The following is a 24,983-nucleotide window of genomic DNA, read 5'->3' as shown; positions in this document are numbered from 1 at the left end:
AGTGCAGTGCGTCACAAAAGCCGATTTCGATTTTGCGACACCGTTTCGCGCATGTAGAGTTATCTCTGTTGCCAGCGCGAGTGGCGGAATTGGTAGACGCGCTAGCTTGAGGTGCTAGTGCCCAACTTATCGGGCGTGGGGGTTCAAGTCCCCCTTCGCGCACAACGAGGAGATGGCCTCCGGATTTCGATCCGGAGGCCATTTTCGTATTCGCTTCCGGGCCATCAACGGCAGCTTCTGCGGGTTCAAAGATCATCCGCCCCGATCACGATCACCACGGATGAACTTCTGACCCGCTGATACACGCCCGATCGTCTGTGAGCCGGGCTCGCGGGTGGGATACGGTGGTGACTGTCAGGCCGATCACAGCACTGCCGCGTGATCGAACCACCATCGAGGGGAGTCCCGTGTTTGATTTCAGCACCGCAGAGGACGAAGTCACCGAACTGTGCCGTCAGCTCATCCGCATCGACACACAGAACTGGGGCGGGAACAAAGCCAACCCGGAGCTGCCGGCCGCCGAACTCATCGCGTCCTGGCTCTCCGAGGTTGACCTGAAGTCCGAAATCGTCGAATCCTCCCCGGGCCGGGCCAATCTCGTCGCTCGTGTGAAGGGCTCCGAGCCGGAGGCTCCGGCACTCGTCGTCCACGGCCACACCGACGTCGTTCCGGCGGCCGCGGAGGACTGGAGCGTCGACCCCTTCGAAGGAGTCGTCAAAGACGGTCTGCTGTGGGGCCGCGGAGCGGTGGACATGAAGAACATGGACGCGATGATCGTCGCGTCCGTCCGTGCCATGCTCCGTCAGGGACTCACTCCGCGTCGGGACCTCGTGATCGCGTTCTTCGCCGACGAGGAGGCCGGAGGAAACTACGGTGCCCGCCATATGGTGCGCAACCGTCCCGAGCTGTTCTCGGGAGCCACCGAGGCGATCTCGGAGGTCGGCGGCTACTCCGTCGACGTCCGCGGCCAGCGGATCTACCTCATCCAGACGGCAGAGAAGGGGCTGGCCTGGCTCAACCTCGTCGCTCACGGCACCGCCGGACACGGATCTCAGCGAAACGACGACAACCCCGTCACGCGGCTCGCCGCCGCGATCACCCGGATCGGCAACCACCCGTGGCCGCAGGAGATCCCCCTGGCCACAAGGAAGCTCCTCGAAGGCGTCTCGGAGCTCACGGGAATCGAGTTCACGGCAGAGACGATTCCGCAGCTGCTCGCCGAGCTGGGTTCGGTCGAGAAGTTCGTGGCACCGACCCTGCAGAACACCTCCAACCCGTCGTTCCTCGAAGCCGGATACAAACACAACGTCATTCCCGGCACCGCGACCGCCTACGTCGACTGTCGCACTCTGCCGGGACAGCACGAGGACGTCATGCTCAAGATCAAGGAACTCGCGGGGGAGGGGATCGACATCACCGCCGAGGACGAAGGCGAGGCGCTCGAGTCGCCGTTCGACACTCCGCTGGTCGCGCAGATGCAGAAGAGCCTGCTCGCCGACGACCCGAGCGCGAACGTCCTGCCCTATACGCTCTCCGGAGGCACGGACAACAAGTCGATGGCCGAGCTCGGAATCACCGGCTACGGCTTCGCTCCGCTCCAGCTGACCGGCGACCTCGACTTCCCGGCCATGTTCCACGGCGTCGACGAGAGGGTGCCGATCTCGGCGCTCAAGTTCGGGACGCGGGTCCTCGGCGACTTCCTGATGAAGGCCTGACCGCTGATTTGGGCCTGACCGCTGAAGTTGAAGGCCCGACCGGCACCGGCAGAATCGTCACGACGATACCGATGAGCACTCCGATGGCGCTGAGCACCGTGGTCAGCGTGACATCGGAGCCGGGAATCGGCAGCAGCACATCGAGGGCCAATGCCCCGACGAGGTTGCCGAAGAGCGCGAACAGGCTGAGCAGCAGCACACCCAGCCTGGCTACGGTGACCGTCGTCAGGGCGATGAAGACCACCCCGAAGGCCCCGCCGAGGAGGATCCACCACTGATCCGGCGCGGTCGGGAATTCGCGCCAGGGATGTCCGGTCATGAGCAGGACGAATGTGCCGACGACGAGTGCTGCGAAGCCGACCGTGAAGTTCACCGTCGTCGCGACCACCGCCGATTCGGTGGCAGCCCGGATATGGCCGTTGGACGCCTGCTGCACACTCGTCAGTGCCCCGGAGACGAGCGGGAGCAGGGGAGTCCACAGCGGAATCCCCGACTGCAGGCGGTCACCTGCGGCGAAGGCCAGGGAAGCGAGGACGATGACCACGCCGAGGATGCGCAGGACGCTCAGACGCTGACGGCCGCCCGGCGGCAGCTCGGTGGCATCGACGATGAGCCCACCGGTGACCTGGCCGGAGACGAACGCCATCGTGAACATGGCCACGCCGATCCGCGGAATGGTCGTGGCCTGTGCGATGACGACGAGGCAGCCGCTCAAGCCCCCGAGGAGCATCCACCAGGGCAGCGTACGATCCCGCAGCAGCACGATGAGACGTCGGCCGGCAGCACGGGATCGGGCCGAGACTGCCAAGGCGATGCCGACACAGAGGAGGCCGACGAAGAATGAGACGAGCCCGGCGAAGACGGCATGTCCGAGCACCTGCCCGAGCAGACCGTTCGCTCGTCCCTGCAGGGACATCGCCGCTCCTGCAGTGATCGTGACGAGGCCGGCAGTGAGAACAGGAACGAGGGAAGGCGATCTCACACCATCAGCTGCTCATCGTCAACGGCATGATCTTCCGGCGCAGCCACACGGTGCGGACTCCGCCGACCGATATGCGGGTGCGGGCGAGCTCCCATTGGCCGTATTCCGCCTGGTCGTTGAGTTCCTGCAGGCTGACCGACCGCGGCACATCACGAGAGAACGAGACCTTGCGGAACTCGTATGTCATACGTGGACGCTGACGTTTCATAGCCTCACCCTAGACGATCTGGGCTAATCTTGAGGGTATGCCCGTCATCGTTCTGCTGCGGCACGGCCTCTCCAGCGCCAACGTCTCCGGAATCCTGGCCGGACGCGCACCCGGCGTGTCCCTCACCGATGAGGGAACCCGGGCACTGCGGGCCAACCTCGAACTGCTGCCGCATCGGCACTTCACCCAGCTGCTGCATTCGCCCCTGCAGCGCTGCGAACAGACCGCATCGATCGCAGCCGAAACAGCTGACTTCGATCGCATCGACGTCGACGAGGCCGTCATCGAGCTCGACTACGGCGAATGGACGGGCCGGCCACTCAAGGAACTGGGCGAGGAGCCCCTGTGGGCGACCGTAGTGAAGTCGGCGTCGCAGGCCAGGTTCCCCGGAGGGGAATCCATCACCGAGGCGGCCGATCGTTCCACAGCCCGCGTCCGTGATCTCGTGGCCCGGCTGCGTGAGGAGGAACGTGCCGATGCCGAATCCCGGGCCGATGCAGTGCCCACGGACGGTACCGAGAAATCGGCTCCGCCTCGGTGGGCGATGATCGTCTCCCATGGAGACATCATCAAGGCGATCATCGCCGACGCCCTGGGGATGCCGCTGGATGATTTCCAACGGCTGAGCGTCGCTCCCGGTTCGTTCACGGTCATCGACTTCTCCGGTGACCAGCCGGTGCTCGCGGCGATGTCGGTGACCGCCGCCGGACTCGCCCAATCGGCCGCCGTCGGCGGCGGCGGAATGCGCTGATCCCGGCACTCGTAAGTGAATGCCGGGATCAGATGATGCTGGAGTGTCGGACGACAGCCCAAAATGAAATGTGCGGACTCAGACTGCTGCGAGGACTCCGGTGCCGAGCAGGATGTAGAGGACGATGCCCAGGGCGACGCGGTACCAGACGAAGATGGCGAAGGACTTCGTCTCCACGTACTTGAGGAACCAGTGGATGACGACGAGACCGAGAGCGAATGAAATCACTGTGGCGAGGATCGTCGGTCCCCAGCCGAGAACCATGGCTTCACTCCGACCGAGCGTCTGCGCCACACCGTAGAGACCGGAACCGACGACGGCGGGAATGGCGAGCAGGAACGAGTAGCGAGCCGCTGCTGGACGATCGAAGCCCATGAAACGGCCGGCCATGATCGTGCCGCCCGAGCGTGACACGCCGGGAATGACGGCGAGCGCCTGCGCGAAGCCGAACAGGATGCCCTGACCCCAGTTCATGTCCTCGAGGGTGCGTTCGCGTTTCCCGGCCCAGTCGGCGATGCCGATGATGAGACCGAAGACGATGAGCATCGTCGCGGTGATCCAGAGGCTGCGCAGTGCACCCTCGATGTAGTCCTGGAAGAGCAGGCCGATGATGACGATGGGAATCGAACCGACGATGATGAGCCAACCCAGGCGCACCTCGGGGTCCCTGCGATCATGCTTGCCGACGAGTGCCTTGCACCATTTGGAGATGATTGTGACGATATCGCGCCAGAAGTAGACGACGACGGCCGCCTCGGTGCCGATCTGGATGATGGCGGTGAAGAACGCGCCCGGATCCGAACCGGGCAGCATAAGTTCGCCGACGATGCGCACATGCGCCGAGGAGGAGATCGGGAGGAACTCGGTGAGTGCCTGCACGATTCCGAGCACGGCAGCGACCAGCCAGTCGTACATACGACTCCTTGAGAATATGAGGTGGGAACGAAACCACGGTAGTCGCAGCATCGGGTAACCTCAAGAAGCATGAAGCACCAACGCCTCGGCACTACCGGTCTGGACGTCAGCGATGTGGGTCTCGGAACCTTCGAGTGGGGGCATCGGGTCGATGACCAGGTCGCCCAGCGCCTCGTCGATGAGTACAAAGACGCAGGTGGCAACCTCATCGAGCTGCCCAGCTCGGCTACGATCTCCGCCGAGGTTCTCGGACGGCTGAGACTTCCCGAAGAGATTCTGCTGCTGGCCCGGGTGGGCGTGTCCATCAGTGAACCCGGCCACATCGAGGCCGGACTCGGGCGCTCGAGAATCCTCAGCCAAGTCGATTCCCTGCTGCGCACAGTCGGTCGCGACCACCTCGACGTGCTCGTCCTCGACGTCTTCGATGCCGAGGTCGACCGTGCCGAGACCGCATCGGCGGTCGAGACCCTGCTCACTCTCGGGAAGATCCGCTACGTGGGCGTGTCCCACCACACCGGTTGGCAGCTGGCGGAGATGCGCGGGGCCGGGATTCCGGTCGCGTGTGTCGTCGCAGAATACTCGCTGCTCAACCGCGAGGCCGAGGCAGAGCTCGTTCCGGCCGCCGACTATGCGGGAGTCTCACTCATCGCCGGAGCGGGACTGGGGCGCGGAGTGCTCACCGACAAGTACCGGAACGCGACTCCCCAGGATTCGCGGTTGGCGGGGGAGCTGAGCGAATACGCCGGTGCCTACCTCGACGAGCGGTCGAACCGTGTGCTTGCCGGCGTCCGTCGTGCCGCGACCGCTCTGGGCGTGTCGACATTGGACATCGCCCTGGCGTTCAACCGACAGCACGGTATCGCGAGCACTCTGGTCTCGCCGCGCACTTCGGCACAGCTGGCCGAGGTCACCGCCAGCGAGGTCGAACTGGCGGATGAGATCGCCGAAGTGCTCGACCAGATCTCCTGGGGTCCGTCGGACTAGAGCGGCAGGTCCGACGCTCTGTCAGGCCCTCAGTCGTCCTCGTCGTCATCGTCGAGGAGGAACTCGTCATCGTCCTTGGCATCCTCGACGTCATCGAAGAGTTCGAATGGAGTGACTTCGTCGAACGCGGTGTAGATCGCGTCTTCGTAGATTTCGAAGGCATCGGCCAAAGCCATATAAGCGGCTTCGACTCGGGGGTCTTGGTCACCATTGCGGTGCGCGGATGCAGCGTAGTGCTCTCTCACTGCTTCGAGGAATGCGTCCAGGGCCTCACGAGGATCAGTGCTCATGACTCAAATGTATCCCAGGCCGGACCGTCATGTAAGTCTTTGAACTAGGCTGAAGACATGGCAGCTCTGTACGACCACCCCACACCCGATCGTTTCGTCGTCGGCACAATCGGACTCCCCGGTGAGAGGACGTTCCTCCTCCAGGCGAAGTCCGGCAACGCGCTGACGACCGTGGTCGTCGAGAAGGAGCAGGTCGAGATCCTCTCCGACCGGATCACCGAACTGCTCGATATGGTGATGATCAAGGATCCGGCCGCGCGGGTGCCGCAGACGGCGCTCGACGATCTCATCGACAACGCCGGGCTCAACGTCCCCATCGAACCGGAGTTCCGCGTCGGCACGATGAGCCTGGGCTGGGACACTGTCAAGCACGAACTCGTCATCGAATGCTTCGAACTCACCGAGGCGGATGCCCAGGCCGGAACCTCTGCCGACCCCGATGACGACGAGGTCGAACGCGAAGTCCTGCGCATCGTCCTCGGCGCCGCCGCCGCGCGAGAATTCGCCCGCCGCGGAGAACAGGTCGTCAGCGCCGGACGCGGAGACTGCCCGTTCTGCTCCCTCCCGCTCGAACCCGATGGCCATCTGTGTCCCCGGGCCAACGGGATCCCGCGCGCCTGAACCGTGATGGACCACGGGATTCTCCTCGACGCACTGGCTGCGGGGGAGTGGACGGAGATGGGATCGATCCCTCGAGCCAGCAACGACACCCGACTGCTCGTGCTCGAACACGAGGGCCGGGCGATCAAGGCCGTCTACAAACCCATCTCGGGGGAGCGGCCCCTGCACGATTTCCCGGCACAGACACTGGCCCTGCGCGAGGTGGCGGCGTATCGACTCTCCGCCGCACTCGACCTGGGGGTCGTTCCGCCGACGGTTCTGCGCGATGATCTGCCCGCCGGCCGCGGATCCCTGCAGGCCTATGTCGAAGCCTCCGACGATGACGAAGCGGTGACGCTGTCGACGGTCAACGCGATCCCTGTCGATCACACTCCGATCTTCGCTCTGCGCACCGAGGACGGACGTGACCTCGTGCTCTCGCACTCCGTCGACGAGAGCCTGCGTTCCATTGCCTTCTTCGACCTGCTCGCGAACAACGCCGACCGCAAAGCCGGTCATGTCATCACCGGCAGCTGCCTGCCGAGCACCGCCGCGGCCGACATCGGCGTCTTCGGCATCGACAACGGACTGACCTTCCACAATGAGGAGAAGCTGCGCACCGTTCTGTGGGGTTTCTCTCGCACCTCGTTCTGCGCCGAAGAGATCGATGCGCTTCAGGAAGTCGCCACCATGGACGAGAGGCTGCGGACGCAGCTGAGCGACTGCCTGTCGGCAGACGAGATCGAGGCTCTGAAGGACCGGGCCGATCGGCTTCTCGCCGCCGAGTTCTTCCCCGACGCACCGGACGATCGCACCGTCATTCCCTGGCCGCCGATCTGAAACCGGCATCACTTTGCTTCGGAAGTGCCGAACGCCTGCCTCTCGGTTAGGCTGGGTGCCGTGAAGTCATGGCCCGAACCTCAACTGCCCCGTCTGACCAGCACCGGCAAGGTGCCTACGGTTTTTGATACGAGCACACGCAGCCCGCGCAGGCTGCGCGGATCCAAGCAGACCGCTCGACTCTACGTCTGCGGCATCACCCCCTACGATGCGACGCACCTCGGGCACGCCTCCACCTATGTGGCCTTCGACCTGCTCAACCGGATCTGGCGTGATGCGGGACTCGAGGTCGAGTACGCACAGAACACCACTGACGTCGACGATCCGCTGCTGGAGAGGGCCGACGCCACGGGAGTCGACTGGCGCGAACTCGCCTCGTCGCAGATCGATCTCTTCCGAGAGGATATGGAAGCCCTGCGGGTGATCCCGCCGGCGAACTTCATCGGCGTCGTCGAATCCGTCGACGAGATCGCCGCCGGCGTCCGCGATCTCGTGGACAAGGGGGCCGCCTACACTCTCGACAGCGGTGACGTCTACTACCGTGTGTCGACGCAGATCACCCCACCGTTCGGCACAGTCAGCCATGACGACGCCGAGACCATGGCAGCGCTCTCGGCCGAACGCGGCGGTGACCCCGAGACTCCGGGCAAGGAGAATCCCATCGATCCGCTGCTGTGGCGGGCCGAACGCGAAGGCGAACCGTCCTGGGACGGAGGCACACTGGGCCGGGGACGACCGGGCTGGCATGTCGAATGCACTGTCATCGCCGATCGGTATCTCGGCTTCCCCGTCGACGTGCAGGGAGGCGGCAGCGACCTCATCTTCCCTCACCATGAGATGAGTGCCGCCCATGCTGCTGCCTGGCGGGACACACCCATGGCGAAGACCTATATGCACACCGGAATGGTGGGCCTCGACGGCGAGAAGATGAGCAAGTCCAAGGGCAACCTCGTCCTCGTCTCGAAGCTGCGCGAGCGCGGAGTCGACCCCATGGCCATTCGCACCGTGATCCTGTCCAACCACTACCGCAGCGACTGGAGCTTCACCGAGGAGCAGCTGTCCATCGCCGAAGCACGTCTGCAGGCATGGAAGCATGCGGCCAAATGCGAATCAGAATGTCGCCAGGGTCTGCGTGAGCACATCATCGGCCTGCTGCGCGAAGCACTCACCGATGACCTCGACAGCCCGCGGGCTCTGGGGATCCTCGACGAATGGGCCGAACACTACGCGGACTCCGAACCCTCGGAGACAGCAGCCATCACCGGCGACCGAGTCGCCGACGCCGTCGACGCCCTGCTTGGCATCCGCCTGCTCGACTGACATCGCAGGACCGATGTCGACCGGCGTTCACCGCCTGACCTCCGGGAGTCGGTGATTCACTTATCGCGGCCGCGTTTGCGCAGATAGCGTTCGAACTCGGCCGCGATGGCATCCCCGCTGGCTTCGGGCAGCTCCGTCGAATCGTTCTGCTTCTCCAGTGCTTGGACGAGTTCTGCCAGCCGCGGGTTGAAGGAGACGAGTTCGTCGGCGCCGAGCTCCCATGCCCGACTCTCCTCTTCGAGCACGTGGATGTCGATTTCGATGCCGGCATAGCGTTCGACGGCCTTCGCCAACGCGAGTTCGGCTTTCGGCGACGGCGACTCGGCCAGATAGTCCGGCACTCCCACCCACAGATTGATGGCGCGGACCCCGCGCCACCGGCAGGCGACGCCGAGGAGACCGAGAATGCCGATGGGACCCTCATAGCCGTTGGCGTCGATGCCGAGCTCGGACGCAAGCTCTGCGTCCTCCGTGTTGGCCACCACCGGCAGCGGACGTGTGTGCGGAACCTCGGCATGGAGACCGCCGAGGAGGATGACGGTATCGTCGTCACCGACGTGAGCGAGGACGAGGGAGAGGAACTCCCGCCATTTCAATCCCGGTTCGTGACCGTGGATGACCGTGATCGGCTGCTCGCCGAGGAAACCTCGATGGACCGCGACACCCGGCCAGGCGATCGACGCCGTCCCGTCCTCGTCGCGGATGATCTCGGGTTCGGAGAAGCGGAATTCGTAGAACCCATCGGTGTCGAGGATCTCGGAGTCATCCAGGTGCCAGACCTCGATGAGATCCTTGACCAGTGAGCTGGCTGCTTCGGAAGCATCGGCATCCTGACCTTCGAAGGCGATGAAGACGAGTGCCCCGGACCCGGATGGAAGAATACTCATGGTTCCAGACTACGCTGGGCGTATGACGAACCATGCATCAGCCGACCCTGCCGCCGTCCTGTGGGACATGGACGGAACCCTCGTCGACACCGAGCCGTATTGGATCCGCGCCGAGACCGAACTCATGAACGCCCACGGGCTGTCCTGGTCGGAAGAGCAGGGGCTCGAATTCGTCGGCAACGAGCTCATCGTCTCCGCCCGGATGATGCGTGAGGCCGGCCTCGATCTGCCCGCTGAGGAGATCGTCGAGACCCTGATGGGCAACGTCATCGGACAGATCCGCGAATCCGTGCCCTTCCGGCCCGGTGCGCTGGAGCTGCTGGCCGAGCTCAAGGCCGAAGGCATTCCGAACGTCATGGTCACGATGTCGTACCGGCCGCTGGCCGAGGCGGTCATCGCCAATTGTCCGCCCGACAGCTTCGCCGGTCTCGTCGCCGGCGATGAGGTGACCGCCGGCAAACCGGATCCGGAGCCCTATCTGCGAGGGGCTGCGCTGCTCGACCTCGACCCGGCCGACTGTGTGGCACTGGAGGATTCGAAACCGGGCCTGGCCAGTGCCGAGGCGGCCGGCACCATTGCGATCGGAATCCCGCATTTCATCGACCTCGAACCTCGTCCGGGGCGGATCCTGTGGAACAGTCTCGAAGGCCACAGCGTCGCCGACCTGCGACGACTCCGTGCGCAGCAGAGCGCCTGAGCTCTACGCTCCCACGATCTTCGTGATCTCCGGGGTCGGGGGAGCGGTGTTGCCCCACGCCGGGCACAGCGGCTTGAAGGTGCACCAGTTGCACAGCGGTGACTTCTTCGGCCGCCACCGGTCCGACTCGGCCGAGGCGATGATGTCCTTCCAGACGGCATCGATCTCGAATTGGGTCTGTTCGACCTCCGCCATCGTCGGATGAGACTTCAGTACGCTGCGCGAACCCAGGTACATCAGCTGCAGAGTGTGGACGAGCTCGCCCGAGAGTCGGTAGACGACGAGAGCGTAGAAGCCCATCTGGAACTTGGCTTCTCGTCCGTACTGAGGTTTCGGCTGCTTGCCCGTCTTGTAGTCGACGAGGCGCCGCTCCCCACCCGGGGCGACGTCGACGCGGTCGATGAACCCGCGCAGCTCGAGACCGCTGTCCAGTGTGGTGCGGACGAACTTCTCCGTCTCCTCCGGTTCGAGATGCTCGGGATATTCGAGCACGAAGTAGGAATCGATGAGCCGACGCGCAGATGTGAAGAACGTCTCCTTCTCCGATTCGCCCTCGAAGATCTCGAGCACATCCGGGTCCTTCTCGACGAGCTCGTCCCACGCCGGTATGAGCATCGTCTGCGCGAGCTCCGCCGTGCGCTCGGCCGCCGGTGCGGTGAACAGCTTCTCGAGCACCGCATGGACCACCGTGCCGCGGAATGCCGCCTGCGAAGGCGGTTCCGGCAGCTTGTCGATGCTGCGGAAGCGGAACTTCAGAGGACATTGGATGAAGTCATTGGCCCGGGAGGGCGACAAACTGGTGAGCTCGGCCATAACTCCACTGTAACGACCTGCACGGACACGACGTGGCGACCAGCGATGAGTGCGTCGTCGCTGTTAGGCTGAGTAACCGACCCTCAGTGGTCCGCTGACCACGACATCGACCGGAGGAACCCCTTCAATGGCCGCGAAAAACCACCACCCCGGTGCGTCATCGGGTCTGCGCCTGGGCACTGTCCTCGGCGCTCCGGTGATTCTGGCGTGGTCGTGGTTCCTCGCCGCCATCGTGATCACCATCCTCTTCACCCCGTGGCTCAACCAGGTCCGACCGGATCTCGGCATCGGGGCCTGGTTCGTCGCCTTCGCCTATGCTGTCCTCCTGTTCGCCTCCGTGTTCCTCCACGAACTCGCGCACGGCGTCGCCGGCCAGTTCTACGGACAGAAGGTCGCCGCGATCGAGCTGAACATCTGGGGCGGGTTCACCCGCTTCGAGCCCCAGATGGACAACCCGCGCGACAAAGCGGCGATGACGAGCTTCGTCATCTCCATCGTCGGCCCCATCGTCAACATCGTTCTCGCCCTGCTGGGATGGTGGTGTCTCAGCGCCGCCAGCCCCACCTCGGTGCCGTGGCTGCTGCTCATCGCCGTCACCTTCGCCAACGTCGCCCTCGGTGCGATCAACCTGCTGCCGGGCATTCCGCTCGACGGCGGCTGGGCGCTGCAGGCGATCATGTGGCGCATCACCGGTTCGCAGTTCCTCGGCACGATCGTGGCCAGCTGGGTCGGCCGGATCATCGCCGTCGGCTTCATCGGCTGGTCGGTCATCACCCCGCTGCTCCGCGGTGATCGGCCGGAACCGCTAACCGTCGCCTGGATGTCGCTCATCGCGATCATGCTGTGGTTCTCCGCAGGAGATGCCGCCACCCACGCCAAACGGGCCCGGAAGATGGAGACCTACGACCTCTCCCAGGTCATCCAGCCCGCGATCGCCGCCACATGGGATGCCGATCTGGCCGACACCCTCGACTATGCGAACACGCTCGGGAACGCGAAGGAACGCACCCTCATCGTCGTCCTCGACCAGAAGGGGCTGCCGTACGGTCTCGTCGACCGGCACGCCGCAGCCGGTCGCCTCGCCGAAACCCTCGAAGCGGTTCCCGCCGGCGAGGTCGCCCGCCCTCTGGCCGGGTGGATCGGAGTGCCGAAGGACATCACGGCCCCGCACCTGCTCGAATCGCTCACCCACCGCCCCAAGGCGCAGTTCAGCCTGGTCATGGACGGCAACACCCTGGTCGGAGTCATCGACCTGCAGGAATTCTTCGACGAACTCCTGGCAGCCTGAGCCGGTTGTGTGAGGCAATCCTCACCAGCGTAGAGTGGACTCATCATGACTCAGCCACTGCATTCCCGGCCCCCGCGCGTTCTGAGCCGCGGAGAGAAGGTCCAGCTCACCGACCCCAAGGGGCGGATGCACACCTTCGTGCTCGCCCCGGGTGAGCACTTCCACACGAACAAGGGCCTCATCAGCCACGACGACATCATCGGGCGCACAGAAGGAATCATCGTCGCGAACACCGGGGGAGTCGACTTCCAGGTCTTCCGCCCGCGATACGAGGACTTCGTGCTCTCCATGCCCCGCGGCGCCGCAGTCGTCTACCCGAAGGATTCGGGACTCATCGTCACCCTCGGCGATATCTTCCCCGGCGCCACCGTCGTCGAAGCCGGCGTCGGATCCGGAGCCCTGTCGATGGCGCTGCTGCGCGCCGTGGGCGCGACGGGATCCGTGCACTCGTTCGAACTGCGTGAGGAATTCGCCACGATCGCGGCCGGAAACATCGCCGACTTCTTCGACGGCGAACCGGACAACTGGTCCGTCACCGTGGGCGACCTTGCCGAAACTCTGCCGCAGACCTTCGGGCCCGGCAGCGTCGACCGCGTCGTCCTCGACATGCTCACCCCCTGGAACACGCTCGAGGCCGTCAGCGAAGCCCTGACACCCGGTGGAATCGTCATCGCGTATGTCGCCACCGTCCCGCAGCTCTCACGCTTCGTCGAAGCCCTGCGCGCTTCCGGCAAGTTCGCCGAACCCGAGTCCATGGAGGCCATGGTCCGCGGCTGGCACGTCGACGGACTCGCCGTCCGGCCCGACCACCGGATGATCGCCCACACCGGGTTCCTCATCATGGCCCGCCGAATGGCCGACGGCATCAGTCCGTTGGAGAAGAAGAAACGCCCCCAGGGAGCCACCGCGGCCGCCGAGGATGTGGCGGCGTGGACGGAGCCCGAAGTCACCGAGGCGGCGATCGGCACCCGCACCGCGCACGGCAAGAAGCTGCGCCGGGTGATGCGAGATGCCGGCAGACGCCTGCGCACCGAGCCCGAGGACTCCGCAGATGCGCAGCCCACAGATGTCACAGACAGCCCGACCAGCAACAGCACAGGGCCGAAGGAGGATCGATGACAGAGACCACGACCGAGGTGAAGAAGCTGCGCGAGGACACCGCGTCCCTGCGCCAGCAGCTCTACACAGCGGGCAAACGCAATGAAGCACTGTCGAAGACTCTGCGCACGGCCCGTGATGAGCTGAACCGGATCAAGGAAGAGGCTCGGCGCCTGACCGAGCCGCCGAACAACTGGGGCACGCTCATCGCGCTCGGCGAGAACGCAGTGACGGCCGATGTCATCGTCGGCGGACGACGCATGCGCGTGGCCGTCGCCCCCGAAATCGAACCCGAGACGCTGCGAGCCGGAGCCGATGTGCTCCTGTCCGAAGGCCTCGTCATCATCGGCACCGGCGAGTTCCCACCCGTGGGATCGGTCGTCAACGTCCGTGAGTTCGTCGACTCCCAGCGCATCCTCGTCGGAGCTCCCGGCGATGACGAGCAGGTCTTCACCCTCGCCGCCGGCCTCGTCGACGCAGGACTGCGCGTCGGCGATGCCGTCATCGTCGACACCCGGACCCATTACGCGCTGCAGGTCGTCGAGAAGCCCGAGGTCTCCTCGCTGCTGCTCGAAGAAGTCCCCGACATCACCTACCAGGACATCGGCGGACTGGCCGACCAGATCGAACAGATCAAGGATGCCGTCGAACTGCCCTTCGAACATCCCGAGCTCTACACCGAACACGGACTCAAACCGCCCAAGGGCATCCTGCTCTACGGCCCTCCCGGCTGCGGAAAGACGCTCATCGCGAAGGCCGTGGCGAACTCCCTGGCCGACCGCACCGGCAAGGTCCGCACGAGCAAGACCTACTTCCTCAACATCAAAGGTCCGGAGCTGCTCGACAAGTACGTCGGCGAAACCGAACGTCAGCTGCGCCTGATCTTCGCCCGGGCACGCGAGAAGGCTTCGGCAGGATTCCCCGTCGTGGTGTTCTTCGACGAGATGGAATCACTGTTCCGCACCCGCGGCACCGGCAAGTCATCGGACGTGGAGACGACGATCGTGCCGCAGCTGCTCACCGAGATCGACGGAGTCGAACAGCTCGACAACGTCATCGTCATCGGCGCGTCGAACCGTGAAGACCTCATCGACCCCGCGATCCTGCGCCCCGGCCGACTCGATGTGAAGATCCGCATCGAACGCCCCGACGCCGAAGCGGCCCGAGACATCTTCGAGAAGTACCTCACCGCGGAGGTGCCCCTGCACTCGAGCGTGCTCGCCGGTCACGACACCCCCGGCGAGGCGGTCTCGGCACTCATCGACAGCTGTGTCGAAAGGATGTTCGCAGAGACTCCGGAGAACGAATTCGTCGAGGTCAGCTACGCCGACGGGTCGAAGGAAATCCTCCACTTCTCGGCCTTCGCCTCCGGCGCGATGATCCACAACATCGTCGACCGTGCGAAGAAGGCGGCAATCAAATCGCTGCTCGACACCGGCGAACGCGGCCTGCGCCCCGGCCACTTCGAGGATGCGATCGCCGAAGAGTTCAGCGAACACGAAGACCTGCCGAACACGACGAACCCCGACGAATGGGCACGGATCTCCGGGCGCAAGGGCGAACGGGTCACTCATCTGCGGATGATGCACCTCGACACGACCAGGGGAGCCCCGACCGTGCCGTACGAGACCGACATCGCCGAGGTGCGGCCCAACTCCGACCTCGTCTGAGAAGGGTCCGGTAAGAACGACGAGCCCGCCGCTTCCGTCAGCTGACGGAAGCGGCGGGCTCGACTCGTTACCGGCAGCGCACAGGGCCGAAGGGTAAGATGCTCAACGGCTGCGCTTGCGGCGGCCCGAACCCCCGGAGACGGCCGTGGCGATGAGACGCCAACCGACCAGAGTGATGAGGTTGAGCGACGTCGCGACGATCATAAAGCTCACCGGCACCGACCCCGGATCGCCGCCGGCTCCGGTGACCCCGCGCAGGACGAGTCCGACGAGGACGGTGATCGCCCAGACCCCGGTTCCCGTGGCCAACGGAGCGATCGGCCGATCCCAGACGGCCGTGAGCAGCCAGGCGATGACGAGGGCTACGACGAACGGCCACGCTGTGGTCATCAGCCCCTGCGGATCGAAATTGTGAGAATGTGTGTAATGACCGACGATCGTGAACAGAACCACGAGGATGAGGTCGACGATCAGTGCGATGGGGAGATGAGATTTCTTCGTTGCCACGTCCCCGAGTCTAGACCTTGGAGGAGAATCAGATGCTCAGAGTCAGGCGCGTCATGGGAGCCGAGACGGAGTTCGGCCTCAGCCAGCCGGGCAATCCGCGAGCGAACCCGATGCGGGACTCGGCGCGTGTCGTCGACGCCTATGCCGGACCGCGCGGACTGAAGTCGTCCCAGAACTTCTGGGACTTCGCCACCGAGTCTCCATTGGCCGACGCCCGCGGCTTCTTCATGAACATCGCCGACGCCGACTCCTCGCAGCTGACCCATATCCCGCAGGACGACCTCGAAGCCCAGTACCTGGCGAACGTCGTCACGGAGAACGGCGCCCGCTACTACGTCGACCACGCTCATCCCGAGTACTCGTCCCCGGAAGTCCTCACTCCACGCGATATCGTCACCTTCGACCGGGCCGGCGACCTCGTCGCCCTCGAATCGGTGCGGACCCTCGAGAAGAGCGCGGAACCGGTCAATCTGTACAAGAACAACACGGACTCCAAGGGAGCCTCCTACGGCACCCATGAGAACTACCTCGTCGACCGGTCCACGGACTTCGACGACATCGTCGCGGGCCTCGTCCCGTTCTTCGTCACCCGGCAGATCCTGTGCGGATCCGGACGGGTCGGCATCGGTCGCGAAGGCGAGGGCAAGGGCTTCCAGATCTCGTCCCGCGCCGACTTCTTCGAAGCCGAAGTGGGGCTCGAGACCACCCTGCGCCGTCCCATCGTCAACACCCGGGACGAACCACATGCCGATCCCGCGAAATACCGCCGGCTGCACGTGATCATCGGCGACGCCACCCTGGCGGAGCCTGCGACGTTCGTCCGCTTCGGTTCGACCTCCCTCGTCCTCGGACTCATCGAGGCCGGGCTGGCACCGCAGATCGAACTCGCAGATGCCCTGCAGGCACTGTGGGACGTCAGCCACGACCTCACCCTCAGGGCTCCGCTGGCGCTGAGCGACGGTACGACGACAACGGCGTTGGAGATTCAAGAAGCCTTCTACTCCGCGTGCCTCGAACACGCCGATGCCGAGGATGCCGAAACTGCCGAGGTGCTCGCCGAATGGCGCCGATTCCTCGATGGGCTCTCGACCGACCCGACGACCCTGGCCGACTCCATCGACTGGGTCGCCAAATGGGTGCTGCTCGAGAGCTACCGTTCTCGTGAGGGAATCGACTGGGACCATCCGAAGCTGGCCCTCATCGACGTCCAGTACCACGATGTGCGCCCGGAGAAGGGGCTGTTCCACAAGCTCGAACGAGCCGGCCGCATCCGTCGGATGACCACCGACGCCGAGGTCGAAGCCGCCGTGGTCAACGCACCCGACGGGACCCGCGCGTTCCTGCGCTCCGTGGCGGTCAGCCGCCTCGGCGAGGATCTGGTCGCCGCCAGCTGGGACTCGCTCGTGGTCAACGCGGGAGCCCTCGGTGTGGTGCGTCTGCCCATGCACGAACCGCTCAAAGGCACCCGTGAGCTGCTTGCCGATCGGGTGGAGGGAATCGAGACCGCCGAGGGCCTGCTCAAGGCACTCGGAGTGGATAGACTGAGTTCGAAGAACGACTGAAGGAGTGTGAGATGAGCTCGCAGGAACAGGTCCAGAGAGACAAATCGTCCGGTGGGGGAGACGCCCCCGTCGATCCGCCGGAGGCCGTGCAGGGACAGATCAACACTCAGAACGTCGATTCCATCCTCGACGAGATCGACGGTGTGCTCGAGTCGAACGCGGAGGAGTTCGTCAAGAACTTCGTGCAGAAGGGCGGCCAATGAGATGGCAGGATTCCCTCCTGCATTCTTGAGTTCGACGAGCAATTCGTTCGTCGAACTCGCCCGCTCCTCGGCGCCTGAAGCGCTGCCGCACCCCGGTGTGCGGGATCTGGCCGAACAGGCCCCGGAGGGCACGACGATCATCTGCTTCCGCACCGCCTCGGGCATCCTCATGGCCGGTGACCGGAGAGCGACGATCGGCAACCTCATCGCCTCGCACTCGATGGAGAAGGTCAAAGCCGCCGACGACTACTCCGTCATCGGCATCGCCGGCACCGCCGGGGTCGCACTCGACCTCATCCGGCTCTTCCAACTCGAACTCGAACACTACGAGAAGATCGAAGGCGCCCGTCTCTCGCTCAACGGCAAAGCCAACCGCTTGGCTGCGATGCTGCGCGGAAACCTCGGGCTGGCGATGCAGGGACTCACCGTCGTCCCGCTGTTCGCCGGAGTCGACGAATCCAGACCGCAGGGTCAGATCTTCAGCTTCGACGTCACCGGCGGAAAGTACGAAGAGCACCGATTCCATTCCATCGGCTCCGGTTCCGGTTTCGCCCGCGGGGCGCTGAAGAAGCTGTGGCGGGCCGACCTCGACCACGAGCAGGCGATTGGGGTTGCCGTCGAAGCCCTCTTCGACGCCTCCGACGACGACTCGGCGACGGGCGGACCGGATTTCGTCCGGCAGATCGCCCCGACGATCTTCACCGTCGACCTCGAGAACGGGGTCACCGAGGTCGATTCGGCCACCGTCTTGGACACCGCCACCGAGGTCGTCGCCCGCCGCACGGCCACCGCCCGGTGATGACTGCGGCACCGTTACCGCGAAAGGACCGTCGATGAGTCAGGCACCGTTCTACGTCTCACCCGAACAGCTGATGAAGGACCGGGCCGACTTCGCCCGCAAGGGCATCGCCCGCGGCCGATCCGTCGTCGTCATGCGCTTCGACACAGGCATCCTGCTGCTGGCGGAGAACCCGTCACCGACGCTGCACAAGATCGCTGAGATCTACGATCGCATCGGCTTCGCCGCCGTCGGCAAGTACAACGAATTCGAGACCCTGCGCCAAGCCGGAGTCCGCTACGCCGACCTGCGCGGATACTCCTACGACCGCACCGACGTCACCGCTCGCGGACTGACGAACGCGTACGCACAGACGCTGGCCGGCGTCTTCACCACCGAGTCGAAGCCGTTCGAGGTCGAACTCGTCGTCGCCGAACTCGGACTCACACCGGAGACCGACCAGCTCTACCGGCTCAGCTACGACGGATCCGTCATCGACGAGACCGAACATGTGGCCATCGGCGGTCAGGCCGATGCGATCACGGCATCCCTGGCCGGGGTGCGCAGCTCGCAGATGACTCTGCGCGAAGTATTCAACCACGGTGTGACCGCACTGGGAGCCGCGACCCAGGCGATCCTGGCCACCGACGCACTCGAGGCAGCCGTCCTCGACCGCACGACGACGAAGCTGCGGACCTTCCGCCGCCTCGACGACGCGGCGATGAGCGCACTGCGGGAGGACTGAATGGCACGCATCTACGGGCTCGAAACCGAATACGGACTCGCCCACACCGCCGACCCCGACGGACGTCGCATCGGCCCCGAGGAGATCGCCCGGTATCTCTTCCGTCCCGTCGTCGAATGGGGCCGGTCGTCGAACGTGTTCCTGCCCAACGGGTCGCGCCTCTACCTCGACGTCGGATCCCATCCGGAGTATGCGACCGCCGAATGCGATGATCTCGGGGACCTGCTCGCCCAGGACCGAGCCGGCGAAGGTCTGATGATCGACCTGCTGGACAAGGCCCAAACCGCGCTAGAAGTCGACGGCATCGGCGGACGCGTGCACATGGTCAAGAACAATACGGACGCGGCAGGCAACTCCTACGGGTCCCACGAGAACTTCCTCATCCGCCGCACCCTCGACTTCAACCGGCTGACCACGGTCCTGCTGCCCTTCCTCGTCTCGCGGCAGCTGCTCGTCGGAGCCGGAGCCGTGATCCCACGCCGTTCGGCCTTCACCCCCGACGAGGAAGCCGACCGCTCGGAGATGATGTTCGGCCTCTCCGCGCGGTCCGACGTCATGTGGGAAGGACTGTCATCGGCGACGACACGGTCGCGTCCGATCATCAACGCCCGCGACGAACCGCACGCCGATGCGGAGAAGTACCGACGGCTGCACGTCATCGTCGGTGATTCCTCGATGTCGACGGCCACCTCGGCGCTGAAGATCGGATCCGCAGTCCTCATGCTCGACCTCATCGAACAGGGCGCACGGATCCCGGAGAACGGGCTGCGCCACCCGGTGCGCGATATCAGGCTCGTCGCCCGTGATCTCACGGGACGGGTCGTGCTCGAACGCACCGACGGAACCACGACGACTCCGCTGGGACTGCTCGGCGACTACCGGGATCGGGCACAGCGGATCGTGGAGTCCGGGGAGCACAGCCTCGGCGATGATGATCTGGCCCACTACGTCATCGACCTGTGGACGCGGATGCTCACCGCCGTCGAATCGCAGGACTTCTCGACCGTGGACACGGAGATTGACTGGGTGATGAAACGCACCCTCATCGAACGGTCGCTGCAGCGCGGAATCACGGATATCGCCGATCCGCGCATCCACCGACTCGACATCGCCTTCCACGACATCACGCCCGCGACGGGGCTGTTTCCCAAGCTCGAGGCCGCGGGAATGGCGAAGAGTCTCGTCCCCGCCGAGGCAGCCGAACGAGCGAAGGACGTACCGCCAGCGAGCACACGGGCGGCGATCCGCGGCGAATTCGTCCGCTCAGCCCATGCGGCCCGTCGCGACTACACCGTCGACTGGGTGCACCTGCGCCTCAACGACGAATCCGGTCGAGCCGTCGCACTCAAGGACCCGTTCGCCACGACTCACCCGCAGGCGGAAACACTCATCGCGGGCCTGTAAGATCGCCCTGTGATTCGGTCGAGCCCCTACCCGGGCGCGGCCTCGGCGTGACGAAAGGAAACCAGTGCGCACCAAAGTGCTCAGCGCCATCGCGGCGGGCCTGTTGCTGCTCTCGGCCTGCGGGCAGGGTGATGAGTCAGAGGACTCGACCACGCCTCCGCCGTCGGTGGCCGCTCAGGACGCGAAGTCGACCAGCCTCGACGACATCACCGTCGACGGCAAGATGGGGAAGAAGCCCAAGGTCAGCTTCGAAGCACCGCTGGTCATGGACAAGACCGAGAAGAAGGTGCTCAAAGAGGGCACCGGCGACAAGGTCGCCGACGGCGAGCAGGTCACGGCACAGATGACGCTGGTCTCCGGGACGACCGGCAAGACCGTCGAATCCAGCTACGATTCGGACTCCGCCGCCGGATTCCCCATGGACAAGTCCCAGATCTCCGAAGACCTCTACAACGCACTCATCGACGTCAAGGTCGGTTCCCGCGTGATGATGTCGCTCAACGGCAGCGCCCAGCAGGGGGAGGCGTCGCAGACGCTCGTCTACGTCATCGACATCGAGGACACGAAGAAGCCGCTGACTCGCGCCGAGGGGAAGAAGGCCGATCAGTCGGACAACCCTGTGACCGTGAAGTGGGGCGACGACGGCGCCCCATCGATCTCGAAGCCGAAGGGCAAGAAGCCGACCGAGCTCGAGTCGTACACGACGATCGAAGGCAAAGGCGACGAGGTCAAGAAGGGCCAGAGCGTCGCCGTGAAGTACTCCGGCTGGCTCTGGGACGACACATCGAAGACCTTCGACTCGAACTGGAAGAAGGACGGACAGCCCTTCGTCGTCGCCCCGGTCGGCGAGGCTCAGGTCATCGACGGCTGGAACGAGGGGCTCGTCGGCAAGAAGGTCGGCGACCAGGTCGTCCTCGTCGTCCCGCCGGACAAGGGGTATGGCAAACAGGGCAGCGAACCGTCCATCCCAGGTGATGCGACCCTGATCTTCGTCGTCGACATCCTCTCGGCCCAGGGCTGAGAACGTCCGATATCTCAACAGAACCGACACCAGGAGGAACACATGAGCAAGCAGAAGCCCGAAGTCGATTTCCCCGGCGGGGACGCCCCGACCGAGCTCATCATCACCGATGATGTGATCGGCACCGGCGCCGAGGCGGGACCCGGCGACACCGTGAGCGTGCACTACGTCGGAGTCGCCCATTCCACGGGCGAGGAATTCGACGCCTCGTACAACCGCGGCACCCCGCTGGAGTTCCGCCTCGGATCCGGAATGGTCATCTCCGGCTGGGACCAGGGCATCCAGGGCATGAAGGTCGGCGGACGCCGCACCCTGCAGATCCCACCGCACCTGGCGTACGGCGATCAAGGCGCAGGCGGAGTCATCCAACCCGGAGAGTCGCTGATCTTCGTCTGCGACCTCGAGAACGTGCGCTGAGACTCAGCCAGATCATCAGCACACGCTGATCCTGACTGAGACGGCTGTGGCCGGGTTCTTCGGAACCCGGCCACATCTGTCTTCGCCGACGCGGAGGGGGATTCTGAGGAGATCAGGCGCTGACCTGTGTTCGACGCGGTCAGCGGCGGACGAGCCCGGCGGCGCAGCGGCCAGCGGCGGCTGCTGCGAGGAACGACGCCGCATCTGCGGGCAGCTTTCTGCCCATCGTCGACAGCCGGACAGGTGAAGTGCGCAGGGCTTCCCATAGCCCCGTCAGATCGATGTCGACGAGATCATGCTTCCGGAGTCGATGCAGCTGTTCGGCCACGGTCTCGGCGACGACACCGGGGTCCGGGTCCATCTCGGCTCTTTCCGCCTCGGCGAGGGTGGAGAAATCGGGCACCGGTACGGTCATCCCCGGTCGTGCGATCTCACTCAAGGGCGTCAGCGAATGATGGGAGATGCCGAAATGGCGACCGCGGGCATCGGCGTTCGACATCCGCAGCAGACCGATCGGATGCCCGCCGAGCAGAGCAGCGGCATTGAGGTGCTCTCCGGTGACCAGCCCCGAATAGCCGTACTTCGTGCCGGTGCCCAGATTCCCAGGGCCCTGAGCGACGATGGTGATATCGGCATCCATCACGTGTTTGGCCGCGAGCAGTCCCGTGTGGATGGTCACCGCTTCGAGATCTCCGCCCCAGGCCTGACCTGTGCTGATCACGCCCTGAAGCCAGCCGGCGTCCTTGAGTCCGGCGACGGCCTGAGAGAACGGGGCCGGCAGAGCCGCACCATCACTGAGCACATAAGCCACCGACAACGACGGGTCGACGGCGCGAATGCCGGCAAGTACCGCGGGCAGAGCCGAATGCAGATCGGCCACGACCACCGGCATGCCACCGAGGCTGTCCGCCTCGGCGAGGGTGGAATGATGCTGCGACTCCTGATCGTCGACGCCGAGGACCATCGTCTGCAACGGCGAATAGCGGTCCTTGACCAGATGACCGGGGCCGTCCGGGGGATCTGCCGGCAGCGCATCGGGTAGGGCGACGATGAGACCGAAGCCACCGGTGCCCAGGCGCTTCGCAAGAGCCGAGACATTGACGATGACGGTGTCCCGGTTCTGCGGTTGCCCGACGGCATCGGTGTAGGCGACCGCTCGGATGGATCTCACATCGGTGCCGGGCACGGCCTCGTCCAGTTCGACCTCGACCTCTGTGTATCCTGGCCGGGTGGAGCGAATCGCTGCGACGATTCCTTTGCGCCAATGAATCATGGTCCCAAGACTATCGCCCGGCTTAGGTTACGGTGGAATCGTGAATACACCCCGCACCAGCAGACAGAGACAGCAGACCGAACGTCTGATGAATCTGCTGATCGCCCTGCGCGCTTCCCGCGGCTGGGTGTCGCGCAAGACGCTGATGAGCGCCATCGACGGCTATTCCGGACTCGACGAGGTCGCCTTCGATCGCAAATTCTCTCGCGACAAAGAGCTGCTGCGGCACATGGGCATCACCATCGCCACCCGGGCCGAACACGATGCCTATGGCGATGCGGGGGAGACGGGGTATCGGATCTCCACCGCCGACTATGCGATGGGCGACGTCGATCTCACCCCCGCCGAGGTGGCTGCCGTGACCGTGGCCGCCGCGTTCTGGGCGGAGACCGAACTCGGGGAGTCCTCGGCTCAGGCGCTGACGAAGCTGCGTGCTCTCGGCATCGACCTCGGCCAGTCCGCCGCCGGACCGGGAAGCGTCGACCCGGGCACCGCCGCGCACCGGCTGGCCAGCGCGAACTTCGCCACGGCCCTTCACCACATCAACGCCCGCGAAGCCGTCGGCTTCCGCTACCACAAACCCGGCCAGAGCGTGAGGAAAGTGCGTCTGGAACCCTATGCGCTGCTCAGCCGCGGTGACCGCGTCTACCTCTTCGGCTTCGATCTCGATCGCGAAGCTCGCCGCACCTTCCGGCTCTCCCGTGTTGAGGGAGGGATCGCGAAGCTCAGCGGCCGTGAACCCGGCGACTATGAGATTCCCGAGGACTTCTCCCCGCAGCTGGCGCTGCAGTCGAGTTCCGAGATGGCCGTCGTCGCCGAGGCGACGCTGCGCATCCGTGCGCACCGGGCCGATCCGCTGCGCCGTCGACAGATCCGCAGCGACGGAGACGACGTGATCATCGGGTATTCCGATGTCGAGGGCCTCGCCGCTGAGATCGTCGGCTTCGGGGACGCCGTCGACGTGGTCGATCCGCCCGACCTCGTGCGTGCCGTCGACCGCCGACGCGAAACGATTCGGGACTCGCTCAACCGCTTGGGAGGCACCAGTGTCCTCAGCGCGTGAACGCCTCACCCGGCTGCTCAGCCTCGTGCCCTACCTCGACGCGCATCCGGGAGCGGACCTCGAAGAGACCGCCGCCTATTTCGGCATCGACTCCGACACCCTCATCGACGATCTGCAGCTGCTCTTCGTTACAGGTCGACCCGGACATATGCCCGATGATCTCATCGACGCCTCCTGGGAAGGCGGGCAGATATTCATCTCCAACGCCGAAGAGGTCTCCGTGCCCGTGCGGCTCAGCGCCGAGGAAGCCGGCGTCCTCGTGCTCGCGCTCGATATGCTCTCTTCCCTGCCCGGACTCGATTCCGAAGCCGTGGCCACAGCAGCATCCAAACTGCGTGTGGCGGCAGGAGAGAACCTGCGCACCGCCGTCGACGTCAGCCCCATCGATGCCGACGAAGAGCTGCTGACCGCACTGCGACAGGCTGTCGAAGAAGGCACGGCGATGAGCATCGACTACTACGTCGGCTCCCGCGACGAACTCACGACCCGGACCATCGCCCCGACCCGGCTCGTACCTGGTGCTGACTGGTACGTCGATGCCTGGTGCTACTCGGCCGGAGCACCCCGCCGCTTCGCCCTGGGGCGCATCCGTTCCTGGGAACCGGCAGCGCATCCGCCGATGTCGGTCAGTGAGTCGACGACGAGCTCTTACGAAGTCACCCTCGGTCTCGGGGCCGCGGGAGCATGGCTGGCAGATGAACTCGACGTGACGAATCGCGAGTACCTCGACGGCGGTGACACGAGCGTACGCATCCGCCTGCTCGTGCATTCGGTGGATTGGCTCAGCCGGTTCCTGCTCTGCCATGCCGATGTCATCACCGAGATCGACGACACCGAAGCCGTTGCGGCCGCCCTGCGCAGGCTCGGCTGAGACGAAGACCGCGCCCGGATGTGGATGAAAGGCTCAGCCGCAGCGCGTAGAATCATCCACAGCATCAACAATCCAAGGAGC

At 65.0% G+C, this 24,983-nt stretch carries 27 protein-coding genes and 1 tRNA gene; 20 read left to right on the top strand and 8 right to left on the bottom strand.

All coding sequences use genetic code 11. The features are described from left to right. Positions 1-74: 74 nt before the first annotated feature. Both HIM68_RS03295 and HIM68_RS03290 read left to right on the top strand, forming a co-directional pair. Positions 75-162: transfer RNA gene (locus HIM68_RS03295), tRNA-Leu, on the top strand. Positions 163-407: 245 nt separating this feature from the next. Next, a complete protein-coding gene (locus HIM68_RS03290) occupies positions 408-1,715 on the top strand; it encodes a M20/M25/M40 family metallo-hydrolase (RefSeq protein WP_172169545.1) in 1,308 nt (435 codons plus the stop codon). Here the strand turns inward: HIM68_RS03290 and HIM68_RS19275 are convergent. Together HIM68_RS19275 and HIM68_RS03280 are read right to left on the bottom strand one after the other, a co-directional pair. Further along, positions 1,669-2,697, bottom strand: a complete 1,029-nt coding sequence (locus tag HIM68_RS19275) for a DMT family transporter (RefSeq protein WP_172169542.1) — start codon at positions 2,695-2,697, stop codon at positions 1,669-1,671. The genes HIM68_RS03290 and HIM68_RS19275 overlap by 47 nt on opposite strands. A gap of 4 nt (positions 2,698-2,701) precedes the next feature. Continuing rightward, positions 2,702-2,884, bottom strand: a complete 183-nt coding sequence (locus HIM68_RS03280; RefSeq protein WP_139467246.1) for a DUF5703 family protein — start codon at positions 2,882-2,884, stop codon at positions 2,702-2,704. Between the two features lie 58 nt (positions 2,885-2,942). On the opposite strand from HIM68_RS03280, the gene HIM68_RS03275 reads away from it, so the two are divergent. Beyond that, positions 2,943-3,656 (top strand): histidine phosphatase family protein, encoded by a 714-nt coding sequence (locus HIM68_RS03275; protein ID WP_172169539.1) that lies wholly within the window; start codon positions 2,943-2,945, stop codon positions 3,654-3,656. A gap of 78 nt (positions 3,657-3,734) precedes the next feature. On the opposite strand, the gene HIM68_RS03270 is transcribed toward HIM68_RS03275, so the two are convergent. Next, complete coding sequence (locus HIM68_RS03270) at positions 3,735-4,571, bottom strand: undecaprenyl-diphosphate phosphatase (RefSeq protein ID WP_139467244.1); 837 nt, start codon at positions 4,569-4,571, stop codon at positions 3,735-3,737. Between the two features lie 69 nt (positions 4,572-4,640). Here HIM68_RS03270 and HIM68_RS03265 point away from each other — a divergent pair, with 69 nt between their 5' ends. After that, entirely contained in the window at positions 4,641-5,555 is a 915-nt protein-coding gene (locus tag HIM68_RS03265; RefSeq protein ID WP_172169536.1) for an aldo/keto reductase, read from the top strand. A gap of 29 nt (positions 5,556-5,584) precedes the next feature. Here HIM68_RS03265 and HIM68_RS03260 read toward each other — a convergent pair whose 3' ends face one another. Then, on the bottom strand, positions 5,585-5,845 hold the full coding sequence (locus HIM68_RS03260) for a hypothetical protein (protein WP_025778383.1): 261 nt from the start codon (positions 5,843-5,845) through the stop codon (positions 5,585-5,587). Between the two features lie 57 nt (positions 5,846-5,902). On the opposite strand from HIM68_RS03260, the gene HIM68_RS03255 reads away from it, so the two are divergent. The 3 genes from HIM68_RS03255 to mshC are packed head-to-tail and all read left to right on the top strand — an operon-like array spanning position 5,903 to position 8,605. Next, entirely contained in the window at positions 5,903-6,466 is a 564-nt protein-coding gene (locus tag HIM68_RS03255; protein ID WP_139467242.1) for a DUF3090 family protein, read from the top strand. Positions 6,467-6,472: 6 nt separating this feature from the next. Then, positions 6,473-7,285: an SCO1664 family protein gene (locus HIM68_RS03250; RefSeq protein WP_172169533.1), complete on the top strand. Its 813-nt coding sequence runs from the start codon at positions 6,473-6,475 to the stop codon at positions 7,283-7,285. A 60-nt stretch (positions 7,286-7,345) separates the two neighbouring features. Further along, positions 7,346-8,605, top strand: coding sequence for a cysteine--1-D-myo-inosityl 2-amino-2-deoxy-alpha-D-glucopyranoside ligase (gene mshC / locus HIM68_RS03245; protein WP_139908045.1), 1,260 nt, complete (start codon positions 7,346-7,348; stop codon positions 8,603-8,605). 56 nt (positions 8,606-8,661) lie between these two features. Here mshC and HIM68_RS03240 read toward each other — a convergent pair whose 3' ends face one another. After that, positions 8,662-9,492 carry a proteasome assembly chaperone family protein gene (locus HIM68_RS03240; protein ID WP_172169530.1) on the bottom strand — a complete coding sequence of 277 codons (831 nt, stop codon included), beginning with the start codon at positions 9,490-9,492 and terminating at the stop codon, positions 8,662-8,664. A 22-nt stretch (positions 9,493-9,514) separates the two neighbouring features. Between HIM68_RS03240 and HIM68_RS03235 the strand changes: the two genes are divergently transcribed. Then, positions 9,515-10,189 (top strand): HAD family phosphatase, encoded by a 675-nt coding sequence (locus HIM68_RS03235; protein ID WP_172169527.1) that lies wholly within the window; start codon positions 9,515-9,517, stop codon positions 10,187-10,189. A gap of 3 nt (positions 10,190-10,192) precedes the next feature. Here HIM68_RS03235 and HIM68_RS03230 read toward each other — a convergent pair whose 3' ends face one another. Next, on the bottom strand, positions 10,193-11,002 hold the full coding sequence (locus HIM68_RS03230; protein WP_172169524.1) for a PD-(D/E)XK nuclease family protein: 810 nt from the start codon (positions 11,000-11,002) through the stop codon (positions 10,193-10,195). Positions 11,003-11,129: 127 nt separating this feature from the next. On the opposite strand from HIM68_RS03230, the gene HIM68_RS03225 reads away from it, so the two are divergent. The 3 genes from HIM68_RS03225 to arc are packed head-to-tail and all read left to right on the top strand — an operon-like array spanning position 11,130 to position 15,058. After that, a complete protein-coding gene (locus HIM68_RS03225; protein WP_139467236.1) occupies positions 11,130-12,290 on the top strand; it encodes a site-2 protease family protein in 1,161 nt (386 codons plus the stop codon). 45 nt (positions 12,291-12,335) lie between these two features. Next, the gene (locus HIM68_RS03220; protein WP_172169521.1) at positions 12,336-13,409 is read left to right on the top strand and encodes a tRNA (adenine-N1)-methyltransferase; all 1,074 of its coding nucleotides are present in this window, start codon (positions 12,336-12,338) and stop codon (positions 13,407-13,409) included. Beyond that, positions 13,406-15,058, top strand: coding sequence for a proteasome ATPase (arc, locus tag HIM68_RS03215; RefSeq protein WP_172169518.1), 1,653 nt, complete (start codon positions 13,406-13,408; stop codon positions 15,056-15,058). The genes HIM68_RS03220 and arc overlap by 4 nt, the downstream gene beginning before the upstream one ends. A 102-nt stretch (positions 15,059-15,160) precedes the next feature. Here the strand turns inward: arc and HIM68_RS03210 are convergent, their stop codons facing one another. Further along, positions 15,161-15,565 carry a DUF3054 domain-containing protein gene (locus HIM68_RS03210; protein ID WP_172169515.1) on the bottom strand — a complete coding sequence of 135 codons (405 nt, stop codon included), beginning with the start codon at positions 15,563-15,565 and terminating at the stop codon, positions 15,161-15,163. A gap of 32 nt (positions 15,566-15,597) precedes the next feature. On the opposite strand from HIM68_RS03210, the gene dop reads away from it, so the two are divergent. The 7 genes from dop (at position 15,598) to HIM68_RS03175 (ending at position 21,695) form a co-directional block, all read left to right on the top strand. Further along, positions 15,598-17,127, top strand: coding sequence for a depupylase/deamidase Dop (gene dop / locus HIM68_RS03205; RefSeq protein WP_172169512.1), 1,530 nt, complete (start codon positions 15,598-15,600; stop codon positions 17,125-17,127). Between the two features lie 11 nt (positions 17,128-17,138). Beyond that, positions 17,139-17,330, top strand: a complete 192-nt coding sequence (locus HIM68_RS03200) for a ubiquitin-like protein Pup (protein ID WP_025778371.1) — start codon at positions 17,139-17,141, stop codon at positions 17,328-17,330. A 1-nt stretch (position 17,331) separates the two neighbouring features. Beyond that, entirely contained in the window at positions 17,332-18,129 is a 798-nt protein-coding gene (gene prcB / locus HIM68_RS03195) for a proteasome subunit beta (RefSeq protein ID WP_172169509.1), read from the top strand. Between the two features lie 34 nt (positions 18,130-18,163). After that, positions 18,164-18,853, top strand: coding sequence for a proteasome subunit alpha (gene prcA / locus HIM68_RS03190; protein WP_172169506.1), 690 nt, complete (start codon positions 18,164-18,166; stop codon positions 18,851-18,853). Then, on the top strand, positions 18,854-20,257 hold the full coding sequence (gene pafA / locus HIM68_RS03185) for a Pup--protein ligase (RefSeq protein WP_172169502.1): 1,404 nt from the start codon (positions 18,854-18,856) through the stop codon (positions 20,255-20,257). 64 nt (positions 20,258-20,321) lie between these two features. Then, positions 20,322-21,278: an FKBP-type peptidyl-prolyl cis-trans isomerase gene (locus tag HIM68_RS03180; protein WP_229663925.1), complete on the top strand. Its 957-nt coding sequence runs from the start codon at positions 20,322-20,324 to the stop codon at positions 21,276-21,278. A gap of 42 nt (positions 21,279-21,320) precedes the next feature. After that, on the top strand, positions 21,321-21,695 hold the full coding sequence (locus HIM68_RS03175; RefSeq protein WP_025778366.1) for an FKBP-type peptidyl-prolyl cis-trans isomerase: 375 nt from the start codon (positions 21,321-21,323) through the stop codon (positions 21,693-21,695). A gap of 139 nt (positions 21,696-21,834) precedes the next feature. On the opposite strand, the gene HIM68_RS03170 is transcribed toward HIM68_RS03175, so the two are convergent. Further along, positions 21,835-22,968: a DUF3866 family protein gene (locus tag HIM68_RS03170; RefSeq protein ID WP_172169499.1), complete on the bottom strand. Its 1,134-nt coding sequence runs from the start codon at positions 22,966-22,968 to the stop codon at positions 21,835-21,837. A 40-nt stretch (positions 22,969-23,008) separates the two neighbouring features. On the opposite strand from HIM68_RS03170, the gene HIM68_RS03165 reads away from it, so the two are divergent. Further along, complete coding sequence (locus HIM68_RS03165; protein WP_229663924.1) at positions 23,009-24,031, top strand: YafY family protein; 1,023 nt, start codon at positions 23,009-23,011, stop codon at positions 24,029-24,031. After that, complete coding sequence (locus HIM68_RS19270; protein ID WP_139467227.1) at positions 24,015-24,902, top strand: WYL domain-containing protein; 888 nt, start codon at positions 24,015-24,017, stop codon at positions 24,900-24,902. The genes HIM68_RS03165 and HIM68_RS19270 overlap by 17 nt, the downstream gene beginning before the upstream one ends. Positions 24,903-24,983 lie beyond the last annotated feature (81 nt).

Origin of the sequence: Brevibacterium sp. CT2-23B, from assembly GCF_013168765.1 — a bacterium.
GTDB lineage: Bacteria > Actinomycetota > Actinomycetes > Actinomycetales > Brevibacteriaceae > Brevibacterium > Brevibacterium sediminis.
The sequence above is the reverse complement of the archived record's forward strand: the minus strand, read 5'-3'. Positions and strand labels throughout refer to the sequence as shown.